Source organism: Sphingomonas sp. BK235 (assembly GCF_004345855.1).
Classification (GTDB): domain Bacteria; phylum Pseudomonadota; class Alphaproteobacteria; order Sphingomonadales; family Sphingomonadaceae; genus Sphingomonas.
Map to the genome: position 1 here is coordinate 431,315 of NZ_SLXN01000001.1, position 21,059 is coordinate 452,373.

The 21,059-nt window shown below is 71.3% G+C and carries 22 protein-coding genes; 8 read left to right on the plus strand and 14 right to left on the minus strand.

The genetic code is table 11. The features are described from left to right. Positions 1 to 12 precede the first annotated feature (12 nt). Positions 13 to 1,053, minus strand: coding sequence for a rod shape-determining protein (locus EV292_RS01995; protein ID WP_132907502.1), 1,041 nt, complete (start codon positions 1,051 to 1,053; stop codon positions 13 to 15). Between the two features lie 147 nt (positions 1,054 to 1,200). On the opposite strand from EV292_RS01995, the gene mutL reads away from it, so the two are divergent. Next, positions 1,201 to 2,979: a DNA mismatch repair endonuclease MutL gene (gene mutL, locus EV292_RS02000; protein WP_132907503.1), complete on the plus strand. Its 1,779-nt coding sequence runs from the start codon at positions 1,201 to 1,203 to the stop codon at positions 2,977 to 2,979. Between the two features lie 241 nt (positions 2,980 to 3,220). Here mutL and EV292_RS22475 read toward each other — a convergent pair whose 3' ends face one another. The 4 genes from EV292_RS22475 to rpsF form a co-directional block, all read right to left on the minus strand. Continuing rightward, on the minus strand, positions 3,221 to 3,385 hold the full coding sequence (locus EV292_RS22475) for a hypothetical protein (RefSeq protein ID WP_165926972.1): 165 nt from the start codon (positions 3,383 to 3,385) through the stop codon (positions 3,221 to 3,223). Positions 3,386 to 3,805: 420 nt separating this feature from the next. After that, positions 3,806 to 4,399 carry a 50S ribosomal protein L9 gene (rplI, locus tag EV292_RS02005; protein WP_132907504.1) on the minus strand — a complete coding sequence of 198 codons (594 nt, stop codon included), beginning with the start codon at positions 4,397 to 4,399 and terminating at the stop codon, positions 3,806 to 3,808. 12 nt (positions 4,400 to 4,411) lie between these two features. Beyond that, the gene (gene rpsR / locus EV292_RS02010) at positions 4,412 to 4,636 is read right to left on the minus strand and encodes a 30S ribosomal protein S18 (protein ID WP_007403456.1); all 225 of its coding nucleotides are present in this window, start codon (positions 4,634 to 4,636) and stop codon (positions 4,412 to 4,414) included. Beyond that, the gene (gene rpsF, locus EV292_RS02015; RefSeq protein ID WP_132907505.1) at positions 4,636 to 5,064 is read right to left on the minus strand and encodes a 30S ribosomal protein S6; all 429 of its coding nucleotides are present in this window, start codon (positions 5,062 to 5,064) and stop codon (positions 4,636 to 4,638) included. Before rpsF ends, rpsR begins: the two co-directional genes overlap by 1 nt. A 209-nt stretch (positions 5,065 to 5,273) precedes the next feature. Here rpsF and fabD point away from each other — a divergent pair, with 209 nt between their 5' ends. The 6 genes from fabD to mltG all read left to right on the plus strand — a co-directional run bounded on the left by fabD (position 5,274) and on the right by mltG (position 10,172). Next, the gene (gene fabD, locus EV292_RS02020; RefSeq protein WP_132907507.1) at positions 5,274 to 6,233 is read left to right on the plus strand and encodes an ACP S-malonyltransferase; all 960 of its coding nucleotides are present in this window, start codon (positions 5,274 to 5,276) and stop codon (positions 6,231 to 6,233) included. Positions 6,234 to 6,263: 30 nt separating this feature from the next. Beyond that, positions 6,264 to 6,689, plus strand: coding sequence for a GxxExxY protein (locus tag EV292_RS02025; RefSeq protein ID WP_132907508.1), 426 nt, complete (start codon positions 6,264 to 6,266; stop codon positions 6,687 to 6,689). A 3-nt stretch (positions 6,690 to 6,692) separates the two neighbouring features. Beyond that, entirely contained in the window at positions 6,693 to 7,430 is a 738-nt protein-coding gene (fabG, locus tag EV292_RS02030; RefSeq protein ID WP_132907509.1) for a 3-oxoacyl-[acyl-carrier-protein] reductase, read from the plus strand. 131 nt (positions 7,431 to 7,561) lie between these two features. Then, the gene (locus EV292_RS02035) at positions 7,562 to 7,798 is read left to right on the plus strand and encodes an acyl carrier protein (RefSeq protein WP_028056834.1); all 237 of its coding nucleotides are present in this window, start codon (positions 7,562 to 7,564) and stop codon (positions 7,796 to 7,798) included. A 137-nt stretch (positions 7,799 to 7,935) separates the two neighbouring features. Continuing rightward, on the plus strand, positions 7,936 to 9,192 hold the full coding sequence (gene fabF / locus EV292_RS02040; RefSeq protein WP_132907511.1) for a beta-ketoacyl-ACP synthase II: 1,257 nt from the start codon (positions 7,936 to 7,938) through the stop codon (positions 9,190 to 9,192). 11 nt (positions 9,193 to 9,203) lie between these two features. Continuing rightward, the gene (gene mltG, locus EV292_RS02045; RefSeq protein ID WP_132907512.1) at positions 9,204 to 10,172 is read left to right on the plus strand and encodes an endolytic transglycosylase MltG; all 969 of its coding nucleotides are present in this window, start codon (positions 9,204 to 9,206) and stop codon (positions 10,170 to 10,172) included. Between the two features lie 131 nt (positions 10,173 to 10,303). Here mltG and gyrB read toward each other — a convergent pair whose 3' ends face one another. The 4 genes from gyrB to EV292_RS02065 form a co-directional block, all read right to left on the minus strand. Continuing rightward, positions 10,304 to 12,820, minus strand: coding sequence for a DNA topoisomerase (ATP-hydrolyzing) subunit B (gene gyrB, locus EV292_RS02050; RefSeq protein WP_132907513.1), 2,517 nt, complete (start codon positions 12,818 to 12,820; stop codon positions 10,304 to 10,306). A 65-nt stretch (positions 12,821 to 12,885) separates the two neighbouring features. After that, positions 12,886 to 13,764 (minus strand): alpha/beta hydrolase, encoded by an 879-nt coding sequence (locus EV292_RS02055; protein WP_132907514.1) that lies wholly within the window; start codon positions 13,762 to 13,764, stop codon positions 12,886 to 12,888. 3 nt (positions 13,765 to 13,767) lie between these two features. Beyond that, positions 13,768 to 14,973, minus strand: a complete 1,206-nt coding sequence (locus tag EV292_RS02060; RefSeq protein ID WP_132907515.1) for an MFS transporter — start codon at positions 14,971 to 14,973, stop codon at positions 13,768 to 13,770. A gap of 258 nt (positions 14,974 to 15,231) precedes the next feature. After that, positions 15,232 to 16,386, minus strand: a complete 1,155-nt coding sequence (locus EV292_RS02065) for an MFS transporter (protein WP_165926995.1) — start codon at positions 16,384 to 16,386, stop codon at positions 15,232 to 15,234. Between EV292_RS02065 and EV292_RS22480 the strand changes: the two genes are divergently transcribed. After that, complete coding sequence (locus tag EV292_RS22480; protein ID WP_165926996.1) at positions 16,385 to 16,540, plus strand: hypothetical protein; 156 nt, start codon at positions 16,385 to 16,387, stop codon at positions 16,538 to 16,540. The two genes, EV292_RS02065 and EV292_RS22480, sit on opposite strands and share 2 nt — an antisense overlap. Before the next feature lie 51 nt (positions 16,541 to 16,591). On the opposite strand, the gene recF is transcribed toward EV292_RS22480, so the two are convergent. From recF to EV292_RS02090, 5 genes are all read right to left on the minus strand, one after another. Beyond that, positions 16,592 to 17,629, minus strand: coding sequence for a DNA replication/repair protein RecF (gene recF, locus EV292_RS02070; protein WP_132907517.1), 1,038 nt, complete (start codon positions 17,627 to 17,629; stop codon positions 16,592 to 16,594). A 94-nt stretch (positions 17,630 to 17,723) separates the two neighbouring features. Continuing rightward, the gene (locus EV292_RS02075; RefSeq protein ID WP_132907518.1) at positions 17,724 to 18,854 is read right to left on the minus strand and encodes a site-specific DNA-methyltransferase; all 1,131 of its coding nucleotides are present in this window, start codon (positions 18,852 to 18,854) and stop codon (positions 17,724 to 17,726) included. A 180-nt stretch (positions 18,855 to 19,034) separates the two neighbouring features. After that, positions 19,035 to 19,643 (minus strand): ribonuclease HII, encoded by a 609-nt coding sequence (locus EV292_RS02080; RefSeq protein WP_132907519.1) that lies wholly within the window; start codon positions 19,641 to 19,643, stop codon positions 19,035 to 19,037. Further along, positions 19,643 to 20,812 (minus strand): bifunctional hydroxymethylpyrimidine kinase/phosphomethylpyrimidine kinase, encoded by a 1,170-nt coding sequence (thiD, locus tag EV292_RS02085; RefSeq protein WP_132907520.1) that lies wholly within the window; start codon positions 20,810 to 20,812, stop codon positions 19,643 to 19,645. The genes EV292_RS02080 and thiD overlap by 1 nt, the downstream gene beginning before the upstream one ends. Further along, positions 20,809 to 21,033 (minus strand): DUF1272 domain-containing protein, encoded by a 225-nt coding sequence (locus EV292_RS02090; protein WP_132907521.1) that lies wholly within the window; start codon positions 21,031 to 21,033, stop codon positions 20,809 to 20,811. The genes thiD and EV292_RS02090 overlap by 4 nt, the downstream gene beginning before the upstream one ends. Positions 21,034 to 21,059 lie beyond the last annotated feature (26 nt).

Consider the following 21,059-nt stretch of genomic DNA (forward strand, 5'->3'; position numbering starts at 1 on the left):
CTCGCCTCGAGCTTACCCGTTCTGAAGAACAGCGCGGAACATCGGGTCCTCGAGCGCGCGGCCCGTGCCGATCGCGACGCAGATCAGTGGGTCGTCCGCGACCGTCACCGGCAGCCCGGTCTCGTCGCGCAGCACCTCGTCGAGCCCCTGGAGCAGCGCGCCGCCTCCGGTGAGGACGATGCCCTGGTCGACGATGTCGGCGGCGAGCTCGGGCGCGGTATTCTCCAGCGCGATGCGGACGCCGTCGACGATCGCGGCGACGGGCTCGCTCACCGCCTCGGCGATCTGCGCCTGGTTGATCTGGATCTCCTTGGGCACGCCGTTGACCAGGTCGCGGCCCTTGATGTGGACCGTCTTGCCGATGCCGTCGATCGGCGGCTTGGCGCAGCCCAGCTCCTGCTTGATCCGCTCGGCGGTGGCCTCGCCGATCAGCAGATTGTGGTTGCGGCGGACATAGCTGACGATCGCGTCGTCCATCTTGTCGCCGCCGACGCGCACCGAGGTGGTGTAGGCGAGGCCGCGCAGCGACAGCACCGCCACTTCGGTGGTGCCGCCGCCGATATCGACCACCATCGAGCCGACCGGCTCGGTGACGGGCATGTCGGCCCCGATCGCCGCCGCCATCGGCTCCTCGATCAGATAGACCGCGCTGGCGCCGGCGTTCTGCGCGGCGTCGCGGATCGCGCGGCGCTCCACCTTGGTCGAGCCCGACGGCACGCAGATCACGATCTCGGGCCAGCGCATGAAGCGCCGGCGCCCGTGCACCTTCTCGATGAAGTATTTGATCATCTGCTCGGCGACGTCGATGTCGGCGATGACGCCGTCACGCAGCGGGCGGATCGCCTCGATCGACCCGGGCGTCTTGCCCATCATCAGCTTGGCGTCCTCGCCGACCGCCTTGACCCGCTTCTGACCGTTGACCGTCTCGACCGCCACCACCGACGGCTCGTTCAGCACGATGCCGCGCCCGCGCACGTACACCACCGTGTTCGCGGTGCCGAGATCGATCGCCATGTCGTGCGAGGTCATCTTGAACAAGCGCGAGAATACCATTGACGTTGGGGTCCGTTGCTGTGCGCGCCGGGCGGGACGACCGGCCATGTTCGTCTATATCCGATCCGCGCGCCGCCGCCGTGAATCATGCGTGCAATTCTATCTGCGGGGTCGCGGGAAGCGGCGGCTTGGGCTAGGTGCTGCGCTGTGTCAATACGCCGGCTCCCCTCGCATCTGGTCAATCGCATCGCCGCGGGCGAAGTGGTGGAAAGACCGGCCAGCGCGTTGAAGGAGCTGGTCGAGAACGCGATCGACTCCGGCGCGACGCGGGTCGCGGTGGTGCTCGCCGCCGGGGGTGTCGAGCGCATCGAAGTGGCCGACGACGGCTGCGGCATGACCCCCGACGAGATCGCGCTCGCGCTCGAACGCCATGCCACCTCCAAGCTGCCCGACGACGCGATCGAGGCGGTGCAGACGCTCGGCTTCCGCGGCGAGGCGCTGCCGTCGATCGCCTCGGTGGCGCGGCTGACGATCGAGAGCCGCCCGCGCGGCGCGGAAGGGTGGGCGCGCACCGTCGACAACGGCACGGTCGAGCGCGACGGGCCTGCGGCGCTGCCGCCCGGCACGCGCGTGGTGGTGGAGGGGCTGTTCGCGCGGGTGCCGGCACGGCGCAAGTTCCTGCGCTCGCCGCGGTCCGAATATGCCAGCTGCCTCGATGTGGTGAAACGGCTCGCGATGGCACGCCCCGACATCGCCTTCGCGGTCGAGCATGACGGCCGTCGCGTGCTGGCGGTGTCCGCGGCGGAAGGCCGACCTGGGCGAGTCGCCGCGCTGACCGACCGCGCGCTCGCCGACAATTCGGTGGCGGTCGACCTCGAGCGCGACGGACACGTGCTCGGCGGCGTGGCGGGGCTGCCGACCTTCCACCGCGGCGTGGCCGATCACCAATATCTGTTCGTCAACGGGCGACCGGTGCGCGACCGGCTGCTGATCGGCGCGATCCGCGGCGCCTATGCCGAGATGATGCCGCGCGACCGCCACGCCGTGGTCGCGCTGTTCCTCGACGTCCCCGCGAGCGAGGTCGACGTCAACGTCCACCCGGCCAAGACCGAGGTGCGCTTCCGCGACCCGGCGCTGGTGCGCGGCATGATCGTCTCGGGGCTGCGCCGCGCGCTCGACGCCGCGGGCCACCGCGTCGCGCACTCGGCGCCGGCGGACATGGGCGCTTTGTGGCGGCCCGAGCCGGTCGCTGCCGGCGCGGCGCCGGCGTTCGGCTTCGATGCCGCGCCGATGGCCGCGCCGTCACCCGGCGGCACGCTGCTGCGCGAGCAGCGCACCACCTTCCTGACGCCGCCGCCGCAGGCGCGCGCGGAGGCGAGCTGGGCGCCGCCGCCCGAGCGCGACGACTATCCGCTCGGCGCGGCGCGCGGGCAGGTCAACAAGACCTATATCGTCGCCGAGGCGCAGGACGGCCTGGTGCTGGTGGACCAGCATGCCGCGCACGAGCGCTTGGTGCTGGAGCGGATGCGCGCCGCCCTGGCCGGCGGGCGCGTGGCGAGCCAGGCGTTGCTGATCCCCGAGGTGGTCGAGCTCGACGAGCCAGCCTGCGATCGGCTCGAGGCGCGTGCGGCCGAGCTGGCGGAGTTCGGGCTGGAGCTCGAGCGGTTCGGTGCGCGCGCGATGCTGGTACGCGCGACGCCCGCGCTGCTCGGCAGCGGCGACCCGACCGCGCTGGTCACCGACCTCGCCGACGAGCTCGCCGCCTATGACGAGGCGCTGTCGCTGCGCGAGCGGCTCGACGCGGTGGCGGGAACGATGGCGTGCCACGGCTCGGTCCGCGCCGGGCGCGCGTTGTCGCTCGCCGAGATGAACGCGCTGCTGCGCGAGATGGAGGCGACGCCGCACTCGGGCCAGTGCAACCACGGGCGTCCGACCTGGGTGAAGCTCGACTTCCCTGACATCGAGAGGCTGTTCGCGCGGCGGTGAGAGGCGTGATGCGCGCCGCCATCGCCGCGTTCACCGGCGTCATCCTGAACTCGTTTCAGGATCCACGGTGCCGCGTGAGCGCCCTCCGCGGCGCCTGCGGGCCGGTGGATCCTGAGACAAGCTCAGGATGACGCCGTCTCGCGGTGGCGGAGGTGGGAGCGCGGCGCCTGCGGGCCGGTGGATCCTGAGACAAGCTCAGGATGACGCCGTCTCGTGGTGGCGGGAGGTGGGAGCGCGCGACCTACTTCTCGCGCTTCGTCCCGCTCGCCGGCACCTGCGACAGCCGCGTCAGCAACAGCGGGATGTCGTGCGTGATATACGTGTCGGTCGGCACCGTCACGCTCGTGCGCAGCATCTTGCCCAGCGCGGTGAGGCGCTCTCTCCTGTCTCTGTCCGCCGCGGTCACGACCCGAATGTCCTTACGCTCATACCAAGGCCACCGTCGCACCCGATCCGGTGCGCGGTCGCCGTCACTGCAGGATCAACCCGTCCGGATCCCCCGCGTTCCGCTCAACAGCGTCGCCCGTCGCACGCGGAAACGCTTTGTCGCAGCGCATTTTCGTTCAGCCCGCCGCAACCTTTGCGCGCGGCACGCATTCTCCCCGGCGATCCAGCACAACAGGTCGCGCCATGAGCAAGATTATGCCGCTAGTTCTAGCACTTGTCCCGCTCGCCGCATTGGTCGGCGCGGTCGTGACAGTGCCCTGAACGCAGAGCCCCCCCGGGCGTCGTTTCCCCACCCCCCCCCCCACGGCGCCCAACGGAAAGGCCCGCCCGGATCGCTCCGGGCGGGCCTTTCTGTTCACCGCGAACGGTGGCGCGGGGGTCAGCCCTGCGCCGGCTCGTCCTGCGCCTCGGCGGTCGCGCCCGGCTCGGCGTTGGGATCGTAATCCTCGGTGAAGCCGCCCTGGTCGCGGCCTTCCTCGAAGACCTGCGCCATGACGTCGACGCCCTGCGCCTGCATCTCGGCCTCTTCCGGCGAGCGCGCGACGTTGACCTTCACGGTCACCGCCACCTCGGGATGGAGCTGCACGCGCACGTCGTACACGCCGATCGCCTTGATCGGGCGGTCGAGCACGATCTGGCTCTTGGTCACCTTGTGACCGTCGGCCTCGAGCGCCTCGACCAGGTCGCGCACCGCGACGGAGCCGTACAGCTGGCCGGTGTTCGACGACTGGCGGATCAGCGTGACCTGCGCGTCCTTGAACGAGCCGGCCTCCTTCTCCGCGTCCGAGCGCCGCGACGCGTTCTCGGCCTCGATGCGCGCGCGATTGGCCTCGAACACCTTGCGGTTGGCCTCGTTGGCGCGCAGCGCCTTCTTGCGCGGCAGCAGGAAGTTTCGGGCGAACCCGTCCTTCACCTTCACCACGTCGCCGATGCCGCCGAGCTTCTCGACGCGCTCAAGCAGAATGACGTCCATCTGCTCTTCTCCTTACTTCACGACGTAGGGCAGCAGGCCCAGGTGGCGGGCGCGCTTGATCGCCTGCGCCAGCTCGCGCTGCTTCTTGGCGCTCACCGAGGTGATGCGCGACGGGACGATCTTGCCGCGCTCGGACACGAAGCCCTGCAGCAGACGCACGTCCTTATAGTCAATCCGCGGCGCGTCCTTGGCACTGAACGGGCACGACTTGCGGCGGCGGAAAAACGGGCGCGCCATTATGCGTTCTCCTCTTCGCGGTCACGACGCGGACGGTCGCCCCGATCACCGCGATCCCCGCGGTCGCCACGCTCCCCGCGCTCGCCGCGGCGCTCGCGGTCGCGCTCCTGCTTGCGCATCATCACGGTCGGACCCTGCTCGTGCTCGTCGACGCGCACGGTCATGTAGCGGATCACGTCCTCGTTGATGCTGGTCTGACGCTCCAGCTCGGCGACGGTGTCGCCCGGCGCGTCGATCTCGAGCATCACGTAATGCGCCTTGCGGTTCTTCGCGATGCGATAGGCGAGGCTGCGCAGCCCCCAGGTCTCGGTCTTGACGACCGTGCCGCCGTGGTCGGTGACTACCTTGGTCGCGGCTTCCGCCAGCGCGTCCACTTGCGCCTGTGCCAGATCCTGGCGCGCAAGGAACACGTGCTCGTACAGAGCCATGCATGTACCTCTATGTTGGCCGATCGCTGACGGGCACCCCATGTGCCACGCCCCTCCGGCTGTCGTGCAACAACAAGGGGCGGAAGAAGCCGTAGCTTCCCGCCCCGAGTGGGCGCGCTATGCCGCAGAACCCGTCCGCGCGCAAGGGCCCGCGGTTGACCGGCCGGGAGCGCCGCCCTAGCAGCGCAGCCTTTCCAAGGAGAGGCACGATGCGCGCGTTCATCTTCCCCGGTCAGGGCAGCCAGACGGTCGGCATGGGTGCCGCGCTGGCCGACGCCTCGGCGGTCGCGCGCGAGGTGTTCGGCGAGGTCGACGAGGCGCTCGGCCAAAACCTGCGCCGCCTGATGGCCGAGGGACCCGCCGACGACCTCACGCTCACCGAGAACGCCCAGCCCGCGATCATGGCCAACGCGATCGCGACGCTCCGCGTGCTGACGCAGGAAGGCGGCGTCGTGCTCGCCGACAAGGCCGATTATGTCGCGGGCCACTCGCTCGGGGAATATAGCGCCCTGTGCGCGGCCGAGACCTTTGACCTCGCGACGACGGCGCGGCTGCTCAAGCGGCGCGGTCAGGCGATGCAGGCGGCGGTGCCGGTGGGCGAGGGGGCGATGGCGGCGCTGCTCGGCGCCGACGTCGCCAAGGCCGAGACGATCGCGGGCGCCGCGGTCGACTCGATCCTGGCGGAGGGCGGCGAGCCGCTGGTCTGCACCGTCGCCAACGACAACGACCCGTCGCAGGTGGTGATCTCGGGGCATCGCGTCGCGGTGGAGCGCGCGGTCGCTTTGGCCAAGGAGCTGGGCGCCAAGCGCGCGGTGCTGCTGCCGGTGTCGGCGCCGTTCCATTGCTCGCTGATGGAGGATGCCGCGCGCGCGATGGAGGCGGCGCTGGCCGAGGCCGAGCTGCGCGCGCCGCTGGTGCCGGTCTTCGCCAACGTCGACGCCGCCGCGGTGGCCGACCCCGGCGCGATCCGGCGACTGCTGGTCGAGCAGGTGACCGGGCGCGTGCGCTGGCGCGAGTCGGTGCTGGCGATGGCGGCGGCGGGGGTGACCGAGTTCGTCGAGTTCGGCGGCAAGGTGCTCGCCCCGATGGTCAAACGCATCGCGCCCGACGTCGAGGCGGTCAGCGTGGTGTCGATGAACGACGTCGAGGCGCTGCTAAAAGGGATGTGAGATCTCACGCGAAGACGCGAAGGCGCGAAGATGGTGGATGTGGAGCGGGCCGCGGCGGACACCATCGATATCGCGATCCGCGTACATCGAGAGCTCGGGCCCGGATTGCTCGAGAGCGTCTACGAGACGGTCCTCGCCGCGAAACTGGCCAAGCTCGGCTACGAGGTGCAGCGGCAGCTGCCGATATCCTTCGAGTTCGACGGGATCAGATTCGACGACGCTTTTCGCGTCGACCTCTTGATCGGACGACGGCTGCTGGTCGAACTCAAGTCGATCGAGCGGCTCAACGCCGCTCACATGAAGCAGCTGTTGACCTACCTCAGATTGTCCAGAAGACCTCTTGGATTGCTTATCAATTTTGGCGGCGCCACATTGAAGGAGGGGCTCCGCCGCATCGTCAACAGCCACACCGACTTCGCGTCTTCGCGTCTTCGCGTGAACCAAAACACGGAGTGAAGCATGTTCGATCTCACAGGCATGACCGCGCTGGTCACCGGCGCTTCCGGCGGGATCGGCTCCGCCATCGCGCGCGGGCTCGCGGCGCAGGGCGCGCGGCTCGCGCTATCGGGCTCGAACGCCGACAAGCTCGAGCGCTTCCGCGCCGAACTCGGCGGTGAGCATGTCGCGCTCGCCTGCGACCTGTCCGACGCCGCCGCGGTGGACGCGCTGGTGCCGCGCGCGGTCGAGGCGCTCGGCAAGCTCGACGTGCTCGTCAACAATGCCGGGGTCACGCGCGACAATCTCGCGATGCGGATGAAGGACGACGAGTGGGATCAGGTCATCCGCGTCAACCTTGAGGCCGCCTTCCGCCTGATCCGCGCCGCCGCCAAGCCGATGATGAAGGCGCGCTTCGGCCGCCTCGTCTCGATCACCTCAGTGGTGGGCCAGACCGGCAACCCCGGCCAGGCCAATTACGCTGCGTCCAAGGCCGGCCTCGTCGGCATGTCCAAGGCGCTGGCGCAGGAGCTCGCCAGCCGCAACATCACGGTCAACTGCGTCGCGCCGGGCTTCATCCGCTCGGCGATGACCGAGGTGCTGCCCGAGGCGCAGAAGAGCGCGCTGCTCGGGCGCATCCCCGCGGGCGATCTCGGCAGCGGCGAGGACATCGCCGCGGCGGTGGTCTATCTGGCCTCGCGCGAGGCGGGCTACGTCACCGGGCAGACGCTGCACGTCAACGGCGGCATGGCGATGGTCTGAGCCGCGAAGGCGGCGAACCGTGGCGTGACGCGGGGCCGGGTGGGGCATTCGCACCCTTGCCACGGGACCGAGCGCGTTCTACCTGCGTTCAGCAATTCGAAACCTACCCCCCAATTGAAAGAGGGAAAGCTATGAGCGAGACCGCCGACCGCGTGAAGAAGATCGTCGTCGAGCATCTCGGCGTCGAGGCCGACAAGGTCACCGAGGACGCCAGCTTCATCGACGATCTGGGCGCGGACAGCCTCGACATCGTCGAGCTGGTGATGGCGTTCGAGGAAGAGTTCGGCGTCGAGATCCCCGACGACGCGGCCGAGAAGATCTCGACCGTGAAGGACGCGATCACCTATATCGACGAGCACAAGGGCTGAGGAACGGGGGAGACCTCCCGCTCTAGCGAGCTGATTTGAGCGGCTCTCCATCCTCGGCTAGGGGGTGGGGAGCCGTTTCGTTTGAGAAGGGCCGGCGCGGCGACGCGTGGCGCAGCGCCGGTGAAGAAGGAAAGTCTATGCGTCGTGTCGTCGTCACCGGTCTCGGCCTCGTCACCCCGCTCGGGGCCGACGTGGAGACCAGCTGGTCCAATCTGATCGCGGGCAAGTCGGGCGCCGGGCCGATCACGCGCTTCGACGCGTCGGACCAGAAGTGCACGATCGCGTGCGAGGTGAAGCCTGCCGACCATCCCTGGGGCTTCGATCCCGACCGGCGCGTCGACCATAAGGTGCAGCGCCAGGTCGATCCCTTCATCGTCTACGGCATCGACGCGGCCGGACAGGCGCTCGAGGACGCCGGGCTGACCGAGATGAGCGAGGCCGAGCGCCTGCGCGCCGGCTGCTCGATCGGCTCGGGCATCGGCGGCCTGCCGGGGATCGAGAGCGAGTCGCTGGTGCTGGCGGACAAGGGGCCGAAGCGCGTCAGCCCGCATTTCGTCCACGGCCGGCTGATCAACCTGATCTCGGGGCAGGTCTCGATCAAATACGGGCTGATGGGGCCGAACCATGCGGTGGTGACGGCCTGTTCCACGGGCGCGCACTCGATCGGTGACGCCGCGCGGATGATCGCGCTCGACGACGCCGACGTGATGCTCGCGGGCGGGTCGGAGAGCACGGTCTGCCCGATCGGCATCGCCGGCTTCGCCGCGGCGCGCGCGCTCAACACCAGCTTCAACGACCGGCCCGAGCAGGCCAGCCGCCCCTATGACCGCGACCGGGACGGCTTCGTCATGGGCGAGGGCGCGGGCGTGGTCGTGCTGGAGGAATATGAGCGGGCCAAGGCGCGCGGCGCCAAGATCTACGCCGAGGTGGTCGGCTACGGCCTCTCGGGCGACGCCTTCCACGTCACCGCACCCGAGCCGGAAGGGTCGGGCGCCTATCGCTCGATGGAGATGGCGATGCGGCGCTCGGGGCTGGCGCTGTCGGACATCGACTATATCAACGCGCACGGCACCTCGACGATGGCCGACATGATCGAGCTCGGCGCGGTCAAGCGACTGTTCGGCGACGCCATCGGCGGCCTGTCGATGAGCTCGACCAAGTCGGCGATCGGGCATCTGCTCGGCGGCGCGGGCGCGGTGGAGAGCATCTTCTGCATCCTCGCGCTGCGCGACCAGATCGTGCCGCCGACGCTCAACCTCGACAATCCGTCGGAGGGCGCGGAGGGCGTCGACCTCGTGCCGCATGTCGCGCGCAAGCGTGAGGTGCGCGCGGTGCTCAACAACAGCTTCGGCTTCGGCGGGACCAACGCCTCGCTGGTGATGAAGTCGATCTGAGGACGCACGCCATGCGCCGGCTCGGCTGTCTGGGACTGATCGCCGCGCTGCTGCTGTTCGCGGCGGGCGTGTGGGTCGCGCAGGGGTGGAAGGGGGCGGGGCCGCTGTCCCGCCCGACGCATGTCACCGTCGCGGACGGCAGCTCGCTGGCGGGCGCGGCGCGCGCGCTCGAGCGCGCCGGGGTGATCGCCTCGGCGCAGCGCTTCCGCCTCCAGGCGCGGGTGTTCGGCGACGGCGCGCCGATCCGCGCGGGCGAATATGCGATCCCGGCGCATGCCAGCGCCGCGCAGGTGCTCGCGCTGTTGCAGAGCGGCAAGGTGGTGCAGCGGCTGGTGGTGATCCCCGAGGGCCTGCCCGCCGTGATGGTGCGCGACGTGCTCGATCGCGCCGACGCGCTGACCGGCCCGGTGGACACGCCGGCCGAGGGATCGGTGTTGCCCGACGGCTATGCCTTCGAGCGCGGCGAGACGCGCGCCGCGGTGCTGGCGCGGATGCAGCGCGCGATGCGCGACTATCTCGCCGCCGCCTGGGCGCGGCGCAAGCCCGGCGCGGTGGTGACCTCGCCCGAACAGGCGCTGGTGCTCGCCTCGATCGTCGAGAAGGAGACGGGCAAGCCGGCCGAGCGGAGGATGGTCGCGGCGGTTTATTCCAACCGCCTGCGGCTCGGCATGCCGCTCCAGGCCGATCCGACCGTGATCTACCCGATCACCAAGGGCCGACCGCTCGGGCGGCGGATCCGCCAGTCGGAGCTGCGCGCGAAGAACGGGTATAATACCTATGCCTCAGCCGGGCTGCCGGTCGGGCCGATCGCCAACCCCGGGCGGCTGTCGATCGACGCGGTGCTCGACCCTGCGGCGACGCGCGCGCTCTATTTCGTGGCGGACGGGAGCGGGGGGCACGTCTTCGCCGAGACGCTCGAGCAGCATAACGCCAATGTGCAGCGCTGGTACGCCGTCCGGCGCGCGCGCGGCGAGATGTGATCGCCACCTGACGCCCCGACGCGCCCGCGGGCGCGTAGAGTGTTCTTCCGCTTGTCGTGTCGCGCCACGCGCCGACGGTCCCCGTAGGTGACGCCGCGGAGGCGCCGAGCGACGCCTCCGCCCGCCCGTCCTCAGACGTCGAGGTTGGCGACGCTCAGCGCATTCTCCTGGATGAACTCGCGGCGCGGCTCGACCACGTCGCCCATCAGCCGCGTGAAGATCTCGTCGGCCACGTCGGCCTGGTCGATCGCCACCTTGAGCATCGAGCGGTTGGACGGGTCCAGCGTGGTCTCCCACAATTGCTCCGCGTTCATCTCGCCGAGCCCCTTGTAGCGCTGGATCGCCAGCCCCTTGCGCCCCGCCGCCAGGATCGCGTCGAGCAGTTGCGACGGACGCGCGACGAGCGACTCGCCGCGCCCGACCGTCACCGTCTCCTCGCCCTCCTCGTCGGTGGCGACCGCGTCGGCGGGCGTCTCGACCGCCGGGCCCCCCTCGGCATTGCTCGGGACAGGCTTGACCGGCACCAGTTTGGAGGCGTGGGCGAAGCTCTCGGCCTGTTCGGCGGCGAGCGTGTGGAGCTTGCGCGCCTCGGCCGAGGCGAGGAACGCCGGCTCGACGATATGGTGATCGGTCACGCCGCGCCACAGCCGCTCGAAGTGGATGCCGCCCTCGTCGGTCAGCCGCGCGGTCCACGTCGCCTCGCTGTCGCCCTGGTCGAGCCGGCGCGTCACCTCGGCCACCGCGGCGGCGCGCGCCTCGCGCGTCAGGTCGGGCGCGAGCGCGCCGCCGAGCGCGAGCGTCTCGATGATCACCGGGTCGTAGCGCCGCGGCACGTAGCGCATCAGCGTGCGCATCCGCCGCGCATGCTCCACCAGCGGACGCAGATGCGCGCCGGTCAGCGCCTCCGCGCCGCGGTCGAGCGCCATCGCGCCGAGCCCCGCGTCGACGAGATATTCGTCGAGCGCGGCATCGTCCTTGAGATAGACCTCCGACCGCCCGCGCGTCGCTTTGTAGAGCGGCGGCTGCGCGATGTAGAGATGCCCTTGCTCGATGATCTCGGGCATCTGGCGGTAGAAGAAGGTCAGCAGCAAGGTGCGGATGTGTGCGCCGTCGACATCCGCGTCGGTCATGATGACGATCTTGTGGTAGCGCAGCTTGGCGAGGTTGAAGTCGTCGCGGCCGATGCCGGTTCCCATCGCCTGGATCAGCGTGCCGATCTCCTTGGAGCCCAGCATCCGGTCGAAGCGCGCGCGCTCGACGTTGAGGATCTTGCCGCGCAAGGGTAGGATCGCCTGGAAGTGGCGGTCGCGCCCCTGCTTGGCCGAGCCGCCGGCGGAGTCGCCCTCCACCAGGAACAGCTCGGACTTGGCGGGATCGCGCTCCTGGCAGTCGGCCAGCTTGCCGGGCAGCGAGGCGATGTCCATCACGCCCTTGCGCCGGGTGAGCTCGCGCGCGCGCTTGGCCGCCTCGCGGGCGGCCGCGGCGTCGATGATCTTGCCGACGATCGCGCGCGCGTGCTGCGGATTCTCCTCGAGCCACTCCGCCATCTTGTCGGCCATCAGGCTCTCGAGCGGCTGGCGCACCTCGGACGAGACGAGCTTGTCCTTGGTCTGCGAGCTGAACTTGGGATCGGGCAGCTTGACCGAGACGATCGCGGTGAGCCCCTCGCGCATGTCGTCGCCGGTCAGGCTGACCTTCTCCTTCTTCAGCAGCCCCGACTTCTCGGCGTAGCTGTTCAGCGTGCGGGTCAGCGCGGCGCGAAAGGCCGCGATGTGCGTGCCGCCGTCGCGCTGCGGGATGTTGTTGGTGAAGGCGAGGACGTTCTCGTAATAGGAGTCATTCCACTCCAGCGCGACCTCGATGCCGATCTGGTCGCGCATGCCCGCTACCGAGATGGGGTCGGGGAACAAAGGCTGCTTGTTGCGATCCAGCCACTTCACGAAGGCCGCGATCCCGCCCTCGTAGAACAGCTCGACCTGCCGGGGCTCCTCGTGCCGCGCGTCGGTGAGGAACAGCCGCACGCCCGAGTTGAGGAAGGCCAGCTCACGATAGCGATGCTCGAGCTTGTCGAAGTCGAACTCGGTGATCTTGAACGTGTCCGGGGAGGGGAGGAAGGTGACGCGCGTTCCCTTCATGCCCTCGGCCGGGCCGACCACCTTGAGCGGTGCGACCGCGTCGCCGTGGGCGAAGCGCATGTAATGCTCCTCGCCGTCGCGCCAGATCGTCAGGTCGAGCCATTCGGACAGCGCGTTGACCACCGAGACGCCGACGCCGTGGAGCCCGCCCGAGACCTTATAGGCGTTATCGTCGCTGGTGTTCTCGAACTTACCGCCGGCGTGGAGCTGGGTCATGATGACCTCGGCCGCGGAGACACCCTCCTCGGGGTGGATGCCGGTCGGGATGCCGCGGCCATTGTCGGTCACCGAGACCGAGCCGTCGGCGTTGAGCGTGATGTCGATCCGGTCGCAATGGCCCGCGAGCGCCTCGTCGATCGCGTTGTCGCTCACCTCGAACACCATGTGGTGGAGGCCCGAGCCGTCGTCGGTGTCGCCGATGTACATGCCGGGACGCTTGCGCACCGCGTCCAGGCCCTTCAGCACCTTGATCGAGGAGGCGCCGTACTCGCTGGAATTCTGCTGTTCTGCCATAGCGGGCATATAGGCATGGCGACCCCCTAACGGAAGCGAAATGGCGCCCTTCTGAGCCGAGAACCTCAGCCGAGGAACTCGTCGATCCGCGCCAGCACGCGCTCGCGGATCGGGTCGGCCTCGCGCAGCAGCTCGTGGCCGCGGCCGGGCAGCAGCTCGAGCTGGCCGAGCGGCAGGATGCGCGCGGCGCGCGCCACGGCACGCGGCGACACGATCGGGTCGCGCCGCGACACCAGCAGCAGCGCGCGCGTGTCCACCGCGGCGAGCGCGGCGGGGCGCAGCCGCGCGATCGAGGCGCAGGCGGCGCGCGTCCAGCCCCAGCTCGGCGCGCCCGAGGCGATCTGCGGGTGGTTCGTCTTCCACCAGACCTTGTCGGCCTGGCGCTCGGGGCAGGAGGTCATCCGCCCGCCGACGTTGCCCGCGTCGCCTTCCCACACGCGCCGGTCGCCGCGGCCGGTGCGCGCCGCCGCGGCGGCGAGCGCGGCGATCGCGGGTGTGCCGAGCGGCCCGGCGCGCAGTCCCAGCATCGGCGACGACAGCACCGCGGCGTCGAAGCGCGCGCGCTTCTCGGCGAGCAGGCGGAGCAGCAGGTGCGCGCCCATCGAATGCGCCACCGCGACCTGCGCCGGGCGCGCCGCGACGAACTCGGCCAGATCGTCGAGCAGCGGATCGAGGCTGTCGAGATGGTTGACCAGCGGGTCGCGTCCGACCCGTCCCGAGCCGCCCTGGCCGCGCCAGTCGAAGCCGGTGACGCTCCACCCGCGCCCGCGCCAATGCGCCATCGCCTCCAGGTATTTCTCGGCGAAATCGCCGCGTCCGCCGAGGAACAGCAGCCGCCCGCGCGACGCCGGCGCGGGCCAGTCATAGGCGCGCAGATCCCAGCCGTCGCGCGCGCGCCACGTCGTGAAGGCGAGCCCGGGCGGGTGGCGACGGCGGTCGAGCATCGCTCATTCCGCTCCGCGCGGGCGCAGCGACAGGAACAGGAGCGCCGCGGCCACCATCGCCGCGGTGCCGAGCGCGAGCGCGACGTCATAGGCGCCGGTGAGATCGCGCAGCTGGCCGAACCCGACCACGCCCGCGCTGGTGCCGAGCAGCGCCACCACCAGCAGCGAGGCATAGGTCTCGCCATAGGCCTGCGTCCCGAACAGCCGCGCCGCGAAGAAGGGGAGCAGATCATTCTCCGCGCCGTTCATCAGCCCGGCGACGAACACGATCAGGCACAGCGCGGCGAGTCCGGGCGCGCGCAGCTCGAGCAGCGCGAACCCCGCGGCGGACAGCAGCGCGACCGCGGCGGCGACGCGATGCGGGGCGAGGCGATCGACCAGCGCGCCGATCGCGACGCGCGCCATCAGCTGCGCACTGCCGAAGGCGGTCACCAGCAGCGCCGCCTCGGTGGCGCCGATGCCGCGCTCCAGCCCGAGCGGTACCAATTGCGTCACCAGCCCCACGGTAGCGAAATTGACGCAGAAGGCGGTGAGCCCGAGCCGCCAGAAGCGGCCATCGCGCCGCGCCGCGCGCGCGCTCGGCGCCGCCACGGGTGCGGCCGGCGCGGGCGGCGCGACGCGGCGCAGCGCGAGCAGCGTCACGGGCAGTGCCACCAGTGCCGCATAGACCGCGAGCAGGACGAACCCGCCGCGCCACCCGTGCCGCGCGATCTGCGCGCCGACCAGCGGGGGCATCAGCAAGGTGGTCAGCGACAGGCCCGAGGTGGCCACGCCGAGCGCCAGCCCGCGATGGATCACGAAGCGCGTGGCGATGAGCCGCCCATAGGCGACCGCGCTGGTGCCCGGCACGCCGAGGGCGAGGCACAGCACCATCAGCTGATAATGCCACAATTCTCCGGCGAGCCGGGAGAAGGCGAGATAGGTCGTCCCCAGTAGCAGCAGCGAGAAGGCGATCACGGGCCGCGCGCCGAAGCGATCGGCGGCACGACCGAACCAGGGCAGGACCAGACAGCCGAGCAGGCCGACCCCGGCGGCGGTGGCGATCTGCCCGCGCGTCCAGCCGAACTCGGCGACCAGCCCGGGAACGAACAGGCTGGAGAGATTCTGGAACAACCCCGGTCCCGCGCCCATGCCGACCAACCCGCCCAGCACGAGCGGCCAGCCGGCACGCCACTCGGCGCGACCGGGCAGATGATTCGGGCTCCCCATCGCGACGAGCCCTAGGATGGTTGGCCGCCCCGCTACCAGCTAGCTCGCGCGCTATTCCGTCCGTCTTGACCCGGAATCGTTCGTCGCCGACCTGATGGGCTGCGATGCCGCACCGACCGGGCTCGCGACGAACGTCGGTGACGGGGGCGCAGCGGTGTGCGCCTGCGGACGCGGGAGCCCAGGGCCACGAGCGCCATATGTGCGGCACTGCGGCTCCTGCTTCCGCAGGAGCACGGTGCAACCGGCGGAGATCAGGCTCTAGCCAGCGCGTGACCCGGTCGGCAGCGCCCGATCCGGCAGCAGCAGGAAACAGCCGCATGCCAGCAGCAGCGCGCCCGCGCCCCCCGCCAGCGCGGGCGTGTAGCTGCCCGAGACGTCGTGCAGCCGGCCGAAGCCGATGATGCCGATCGCGGTGCCCGAGAGCGCCAGCGGCATCGCGGTGCCATAGATCTCGGCATAGGCGCGCAGGCCGAACAGCCGGGCCGCGAAATAGGGGAGCAGGTCGTTCTCCGCGCCGTTCATCAGCCCGGCGAGGAACACCAGCAGCAGCAGCGTCGCCTGCCCCTGCGGCGCCATCGCCAGCAGCGCGAAGGCCAGCGCCGACACCAACGCGAACCCTGCCGCGACCGGCTGGGGGTTGAGGCGATCGACCAGCAGGCCGACCAGCAGCCGGCCAGCGATCGCGCTCGCCGCGAAGCTGGTGAGCAGCAGTGCCGCCTGCGCCGCGCTCTGGCCGAACTCCATCCCGATCGGCACCAATTGCGTCACCAATCCCGTGGTGGCGCCGTTGATGAGCAACGCCGAGGTGACCAGGATCCAGAAGCGGCGATCGCGGCGCGCGTCGCGCGCCGAGACCCCGCTCGGCTCCACCGCCGGGCTGCGCGGCGCGACGATCGCGCGCGGCGCGCGGCGGATCGCGAGCAGGATCAGCGGCAGCGCGACCATCGCACTGGCGGCGGCGAGCGCGACGAAGCCGCTGCGCCAGCCATAGCGCCCGATCACCCAGCCGAGCGCCGGCGCCGCGACGATGGTCATCAGCGCGAGGCCGGAGGTGCCCAGCGCCAGCGCGAGCCCACGCCGCCGCTCGAACGCTGCCGCGATCAGCTTGCCATAGGCCAGGCTGCTCGTCCCCGGGATCGTCAGCACCAGCAGCACGACGCCGATCTGATAGCGCCAGATCGCCCCCCCGATCGAGGCGAGCCACAGATAGGCTACCCCCAGCAACAGCATCGAGGCGACGATGACCGGCCGCACGCCAACGCGGTCGGCAACACGCCCGATCACGGGCGCCGCGATCGCGCCGAGCAGCCCGAGCCCGGCCGCGGTGGCGATCTCCCCGCGCGACCAGCCGAAACTGCGCTCCAGCCCGGGCGTGAACAGGCTCGACAGGTTCTGGTACAGGCCCGGCCCCATGCCGGCGCCGAGCATCGCCGCGGCGACCAGCGGCCAGCCGCGCCGCCACTCGCTCCCGTCGCGCCGGGCGTCCTGCTCGATCGGGGCGGGGGAGAAGGCGTCGGTCAGCGGCGTGGTCCTGCTGGTGCCGGCGCGTGTCGCGCCGGTGGGTTAACGCCGCGTGCGCCGAATGATGGTGCGGTGCAACCCACGTCCGCCACGCCGGTCACAGCGCGAGCCGCGTCGCGTCGCCCGCGGTCGCGAACAAGGCGGGTTCGGTGCCGGTCATCCACACCTGCCCCAGCGGGGCGAGCCGCTCGAACAAGGCGGCGCGGCGCGCGGGGTCGAGGTGCGCGGCGACCTCGTCGAGCAGCAGCAGCGGCGCGCGCCCGGTCGCGCGCGCGACCAGCTCGGCATGCGCGAGCACGATGCCGAGCAGCAGCGCCTTCTGCTCGCCCGTCGAGGCGGAGGCGGCGGGGCGTGCCTTGTCGACGTGGGTCACGATCAGATCGGCGCGATGCGGCCCCGTCAGCGCGCGCGCGGCGGCGGCGTCGCGCGCGCGCCCGGCGCGCAACTCGGCGGCGAGCGCGGCGGCGTCGCCCTGCCACCCCTCCAGCGCGAGCGCGGCGCGCGGCACCGCGCCGGCAGGCTGCGCCGCCAGCGCGTCCCCCAGTGCCGCCACGGTGCGCCGCCGCGCGGCGTCGAGCGCGGCGCCGTGCTGCGCCATCTGCGCCTCGAGCGCGGCGAGCCAGTCGCGGTCGGGCGCTGGCTCGGCGAGCAGGCGGTTGCGGTCGCGCATCGCCGCCTCGTAGCGGCTGCCGTGACGCGCATGGTCGGGCGCGAGCGCGAGCGTCAGCCGATCGAGGAAGCGTCGCCGCTCGCCCGCGGCCTCGGTGAACAGCCGGTCCATCGCGGGGGTGAGCCACAGCACCGCGACCCGCTCGGCCAGCGCCGCGGCGCCCGCCGCCGCGCCGTTGATCCGCACCACGCGCCGCTCCGGCGCCGCGGCGAGCGCGCCGGTGGCGAGCTCCACCCCGTCGGCCAGCGTCGCGGCGACCCCGAACCCGCCGGGACCGTCGCCGCGCGCGATCTCGGAGAGCGGCGCGCGGCGCAGGCCGCGTCCCGGCGCGAGCAGCGACACCGCCTCCAGCACGTTGGTCTTGCCCGCGCCGTTGGCGCCGGTGAGGATCACGAAGCCGGGGGCGGGGGCGAGGCTCAGCGCGGCATGGTTGCGGTAATCGGTGAGGACCAGGCGCGCGAGCATCGCGCCGCCTGTAGGCGGTGCGACCCGGCGCGGCAACGCGCGCCGCCCAGCAAGTCGCTGGGATCGGGCGGCGCTTCTCGCCGCGCGGGGGAGATCAGGGCTGGGTGGCGAGCAGGTAGGTCTGGCGAACGCGATCGATCGGCTCGAGCGCGCCGTCGATCTCGCGATGCCAGAAGGTCCAGCCGTTGCACGCCGGCGCCTGCTGCACCGTGGCGCCGACCTTGTGGATCGAGCCGGTCGCGCCGCAGCCGCTGGCGAGCGAGCCATCGGCGCGCACGGTCGCGCTATGCCGGCGCTTGGCGTCGACCAGGACCGTGCCCGGCGTGAGATAGCCGTTCTCGACCAGCACGCCGAACGCCACCTTGGGCTGGGCGCGCGGGCTCTGCATCGTCGCCAGCGCGGATTCGTCGAGCGGCAGCGCCGCCGCGATCCGCTCCGCCGCGGCATCGACATAGGCCAGCTCGCGCTCGATCCCGATCCAGTGGCGCCCGAGCCGCTTCGCCACCGCGCCGGTGGTGCCGGTGCCGAAGAACGGGTCCAGCACCACGTCGCCCGGCTTGGTGCAGGCGAGCAGGATGCGATAGATCAGCGCCTCGGGCTTCTGCGTCGGGTGGACCTTGACCCCGCCCTTCTTGAGCCGCTCCTGCCCGCCGCAGATCGGGAATTCCCAGTCGGAGCGCATCTGCAGCTCGTCGTTGAGCGTCTTCATGCTGCGATAGTTGAAGGTGTATTTGGCTTTCTCGCCCTTGGACGCCCAGATCAGCGTCTCATGCGCGTTGGTGAAGCGCGTGCCGCGGAAATTGGGCATCGGATTGGCTTTGCGCCAGACGATGTCGTTGAGGATCCAATAGCCCAGGTCCTGCACCGCGGCGCCGACGCGGAAGATGTTGTGGTAGCTGCCGATCACCCAGATCGTGCCATTGTCCTTCAGGATCCGGTGCGCCTCGGCGAGCCAGGCACGCGTGAAGGCGTCATAGGCGGCGAACGTGTCGAACTTGTCCCAGTCGTCGGTCACCGCGTCGACGTGGCTGCCGTCGGGGCGGAACAGCTCGCCGCCGAGCTGGAGATTGTAGGGCGGGTCCGCGAAGATCATGTCGACCGACTTCGCGGGCAGCGCGCGCATCGCCGCGACGCAGTCCGCCATCACGATCTGGTCGAGCGGCAGCGGCGATTCCACCGTCTCCGCGGTACGGCGCGACCGCGCGATCTTGTCGATAACCCCCATGCGATCAGCTCCCCTTTGCCCGCGCAAAAGGCCGTCAAAGCGGGACTCCGTCAAGTCGGCTCGTCGATGCGACTCGCGGGAATCAGCCGAGTCGCGGGGAGAACAGGAGGAGCCCGTGTCCATATGTAGAGTCGTCGGGACGGAGGGGGACTCGATATGTGGTGGTGTGGCGAAAAAGACTCAAAATGGCAGAACCGCCTGCGCGACAGGGGCGAAGCTGCGGCGGTGGAGCGGGGAGGGGCCGTGCTCGCGCAGCGCGCGCAGGTGCGCGGGGCAGCCATAGCCCTTGTTCGACTGCCAGCCATAATGCGGGTGCGCTTCCGCCGCCGCGATCATGATCTGGTCGCGCGTATGTTTGGCGACGATCGAGGCGGCGGCGATCGAGCGGCTCACCGCGTCGCCGCCAACGATCGCGGTGGCGGCATAGCCCCAGCGCGGCAGGCGGTTGCCATCCACCAGCACGTGTCCGGGCATGCCGCCGATCGCCTGCGTCAGCTCGTCCACCGCGAGCGTCATCGCCTTCATCGTCGCCCAATAGATGTTGAGCGTGTCGATCTCGGCGGGCTCGACGATGCCGACCCCGATCAGCGCGCAGTCACGCAGCCGCGCGTACAGCCGCGCGCGCTCGGTCGCCGGCAGCTTCTTCGAATCGTCGATGCCGCGCGGCACGCCCTTGGCGGGCAGCACCACCGCCGCGGCGACCACCGGCCCCGCCAGCGGCCCGCGCCCGGCCTCGTCGACCCCCGCGACGGGGGGCAGGCAGCGCCTCTCGTGGAGCAGCCCCGGCATCAGAGCCGCCACGGCGGGAAGCGGCGATTCTCGCCCGCCTGGTACAGGCACAGGGCGTTGCCCGACGGATCGCGCAGCCGCGCCTCGCGCCAGCCCCATGGCCGATCGCGCGCCTCCTCGACGGTCACCCCGGCGGCGCGCGCCTGCGCCACCGCCGCGTCGACGTCGGCGACCTCCAGGAAGACCAGCGCCGCACCGCCGACCTCCTGCGCCGCCTCGATCGACAGCGTCGCGCCGCCTGCGCTCTCGAAGCGCGCATATCGCTCGCCGCTGGCGACGATCGGGGTCAGCCCGAGCCCGCGATAGAAAGCGAGCGTGGCGGCGTGGTCGGTCATCGGCAGCGTCACCTGGTTGAGCGTCGGTGCCGCCGCGGCGACGTCGAGCCGGACGCGCGCATGGCCCATCGGCCCATGCCCGGCGCCGAGACCCGGCGCCTCGCGCAGCGCGATCCGGACGAACAGGCGCGCCCGCGCGATCGCGTCGGGCAGGGCGAGTCCGCGCGCGAGCCCCTCGGCGATCGCGCTCGCCAGCGTACAGCCGGTGCCGTGGCTGTGGCGCGTCGCGATCCGCTCGCCCTCCCAGCGGGCGATCTCGCCGCGCGCGTCGATCAGCCGATCGACCACGGTGGCGCCCTCGGCATGGCCGCCCTTGACCAACAGCGGGCTCCCGATCCGTCCGGCATAGTCGCGTGCGGCGGCGGTGACCTCGTCCGGTGCGAGCGACTCGCGCCCGCACAGCGCCGCGAGCTCGGGCAGGTTGGGCGTCACCAGCGCGGCACCGCGCGCGAGCCGAGCGAAGGCCGCGACCGTGGCCGCGTCGGCGAGGACCGCGCCGCTGCTCGCCACCATCACCGGATCGAGCACGATCGCGCCGCCGTAGCGCCCGCTCTCCAGCTCCTCCGCCACCGCGGCCGCGACGTCCGCGCCGCCGAGCATCCCGATCTTGACCGAGTCGACCCCGAGGTCGTCGACCACGCCCGCCATCTGCTGCCGCACCAGCGCGGGCGGCAGCGCGGCGACCGCCTGGACCCCGAGCGTGTTCTGCGCCGTGACCGCGGTGATCGCGGTCATGGCATGGCCGCCCAGCATCGTGACCGTCTTGATGTCGGCCTGGATCCCCGCGCCGCCACCCGAGTCCGAGCCGGCGACGATCAGCACCCGCGGCATCATCCGCGATACCGCCGTTCGGTGGCGGCGGGATGGCGTCGCAGCGTGGCGCCGGTGCGCGCGGGCCGATCGAGCAGCTCGCCGCCGCAGCCGGGGCAGCGCTCGTCCAGCGCGTCGGCGCAATCGGCACAAAAGGTACATTCGAGCGAGCAGATGAACGCGCCGCCCTCGTCGGCGGGCAGGTCGAGGCCGCAGCGCTCGCAATCGGGACGCATCTCCAGCATGGCCGCGCTGTAACGGCCGCGCCGCG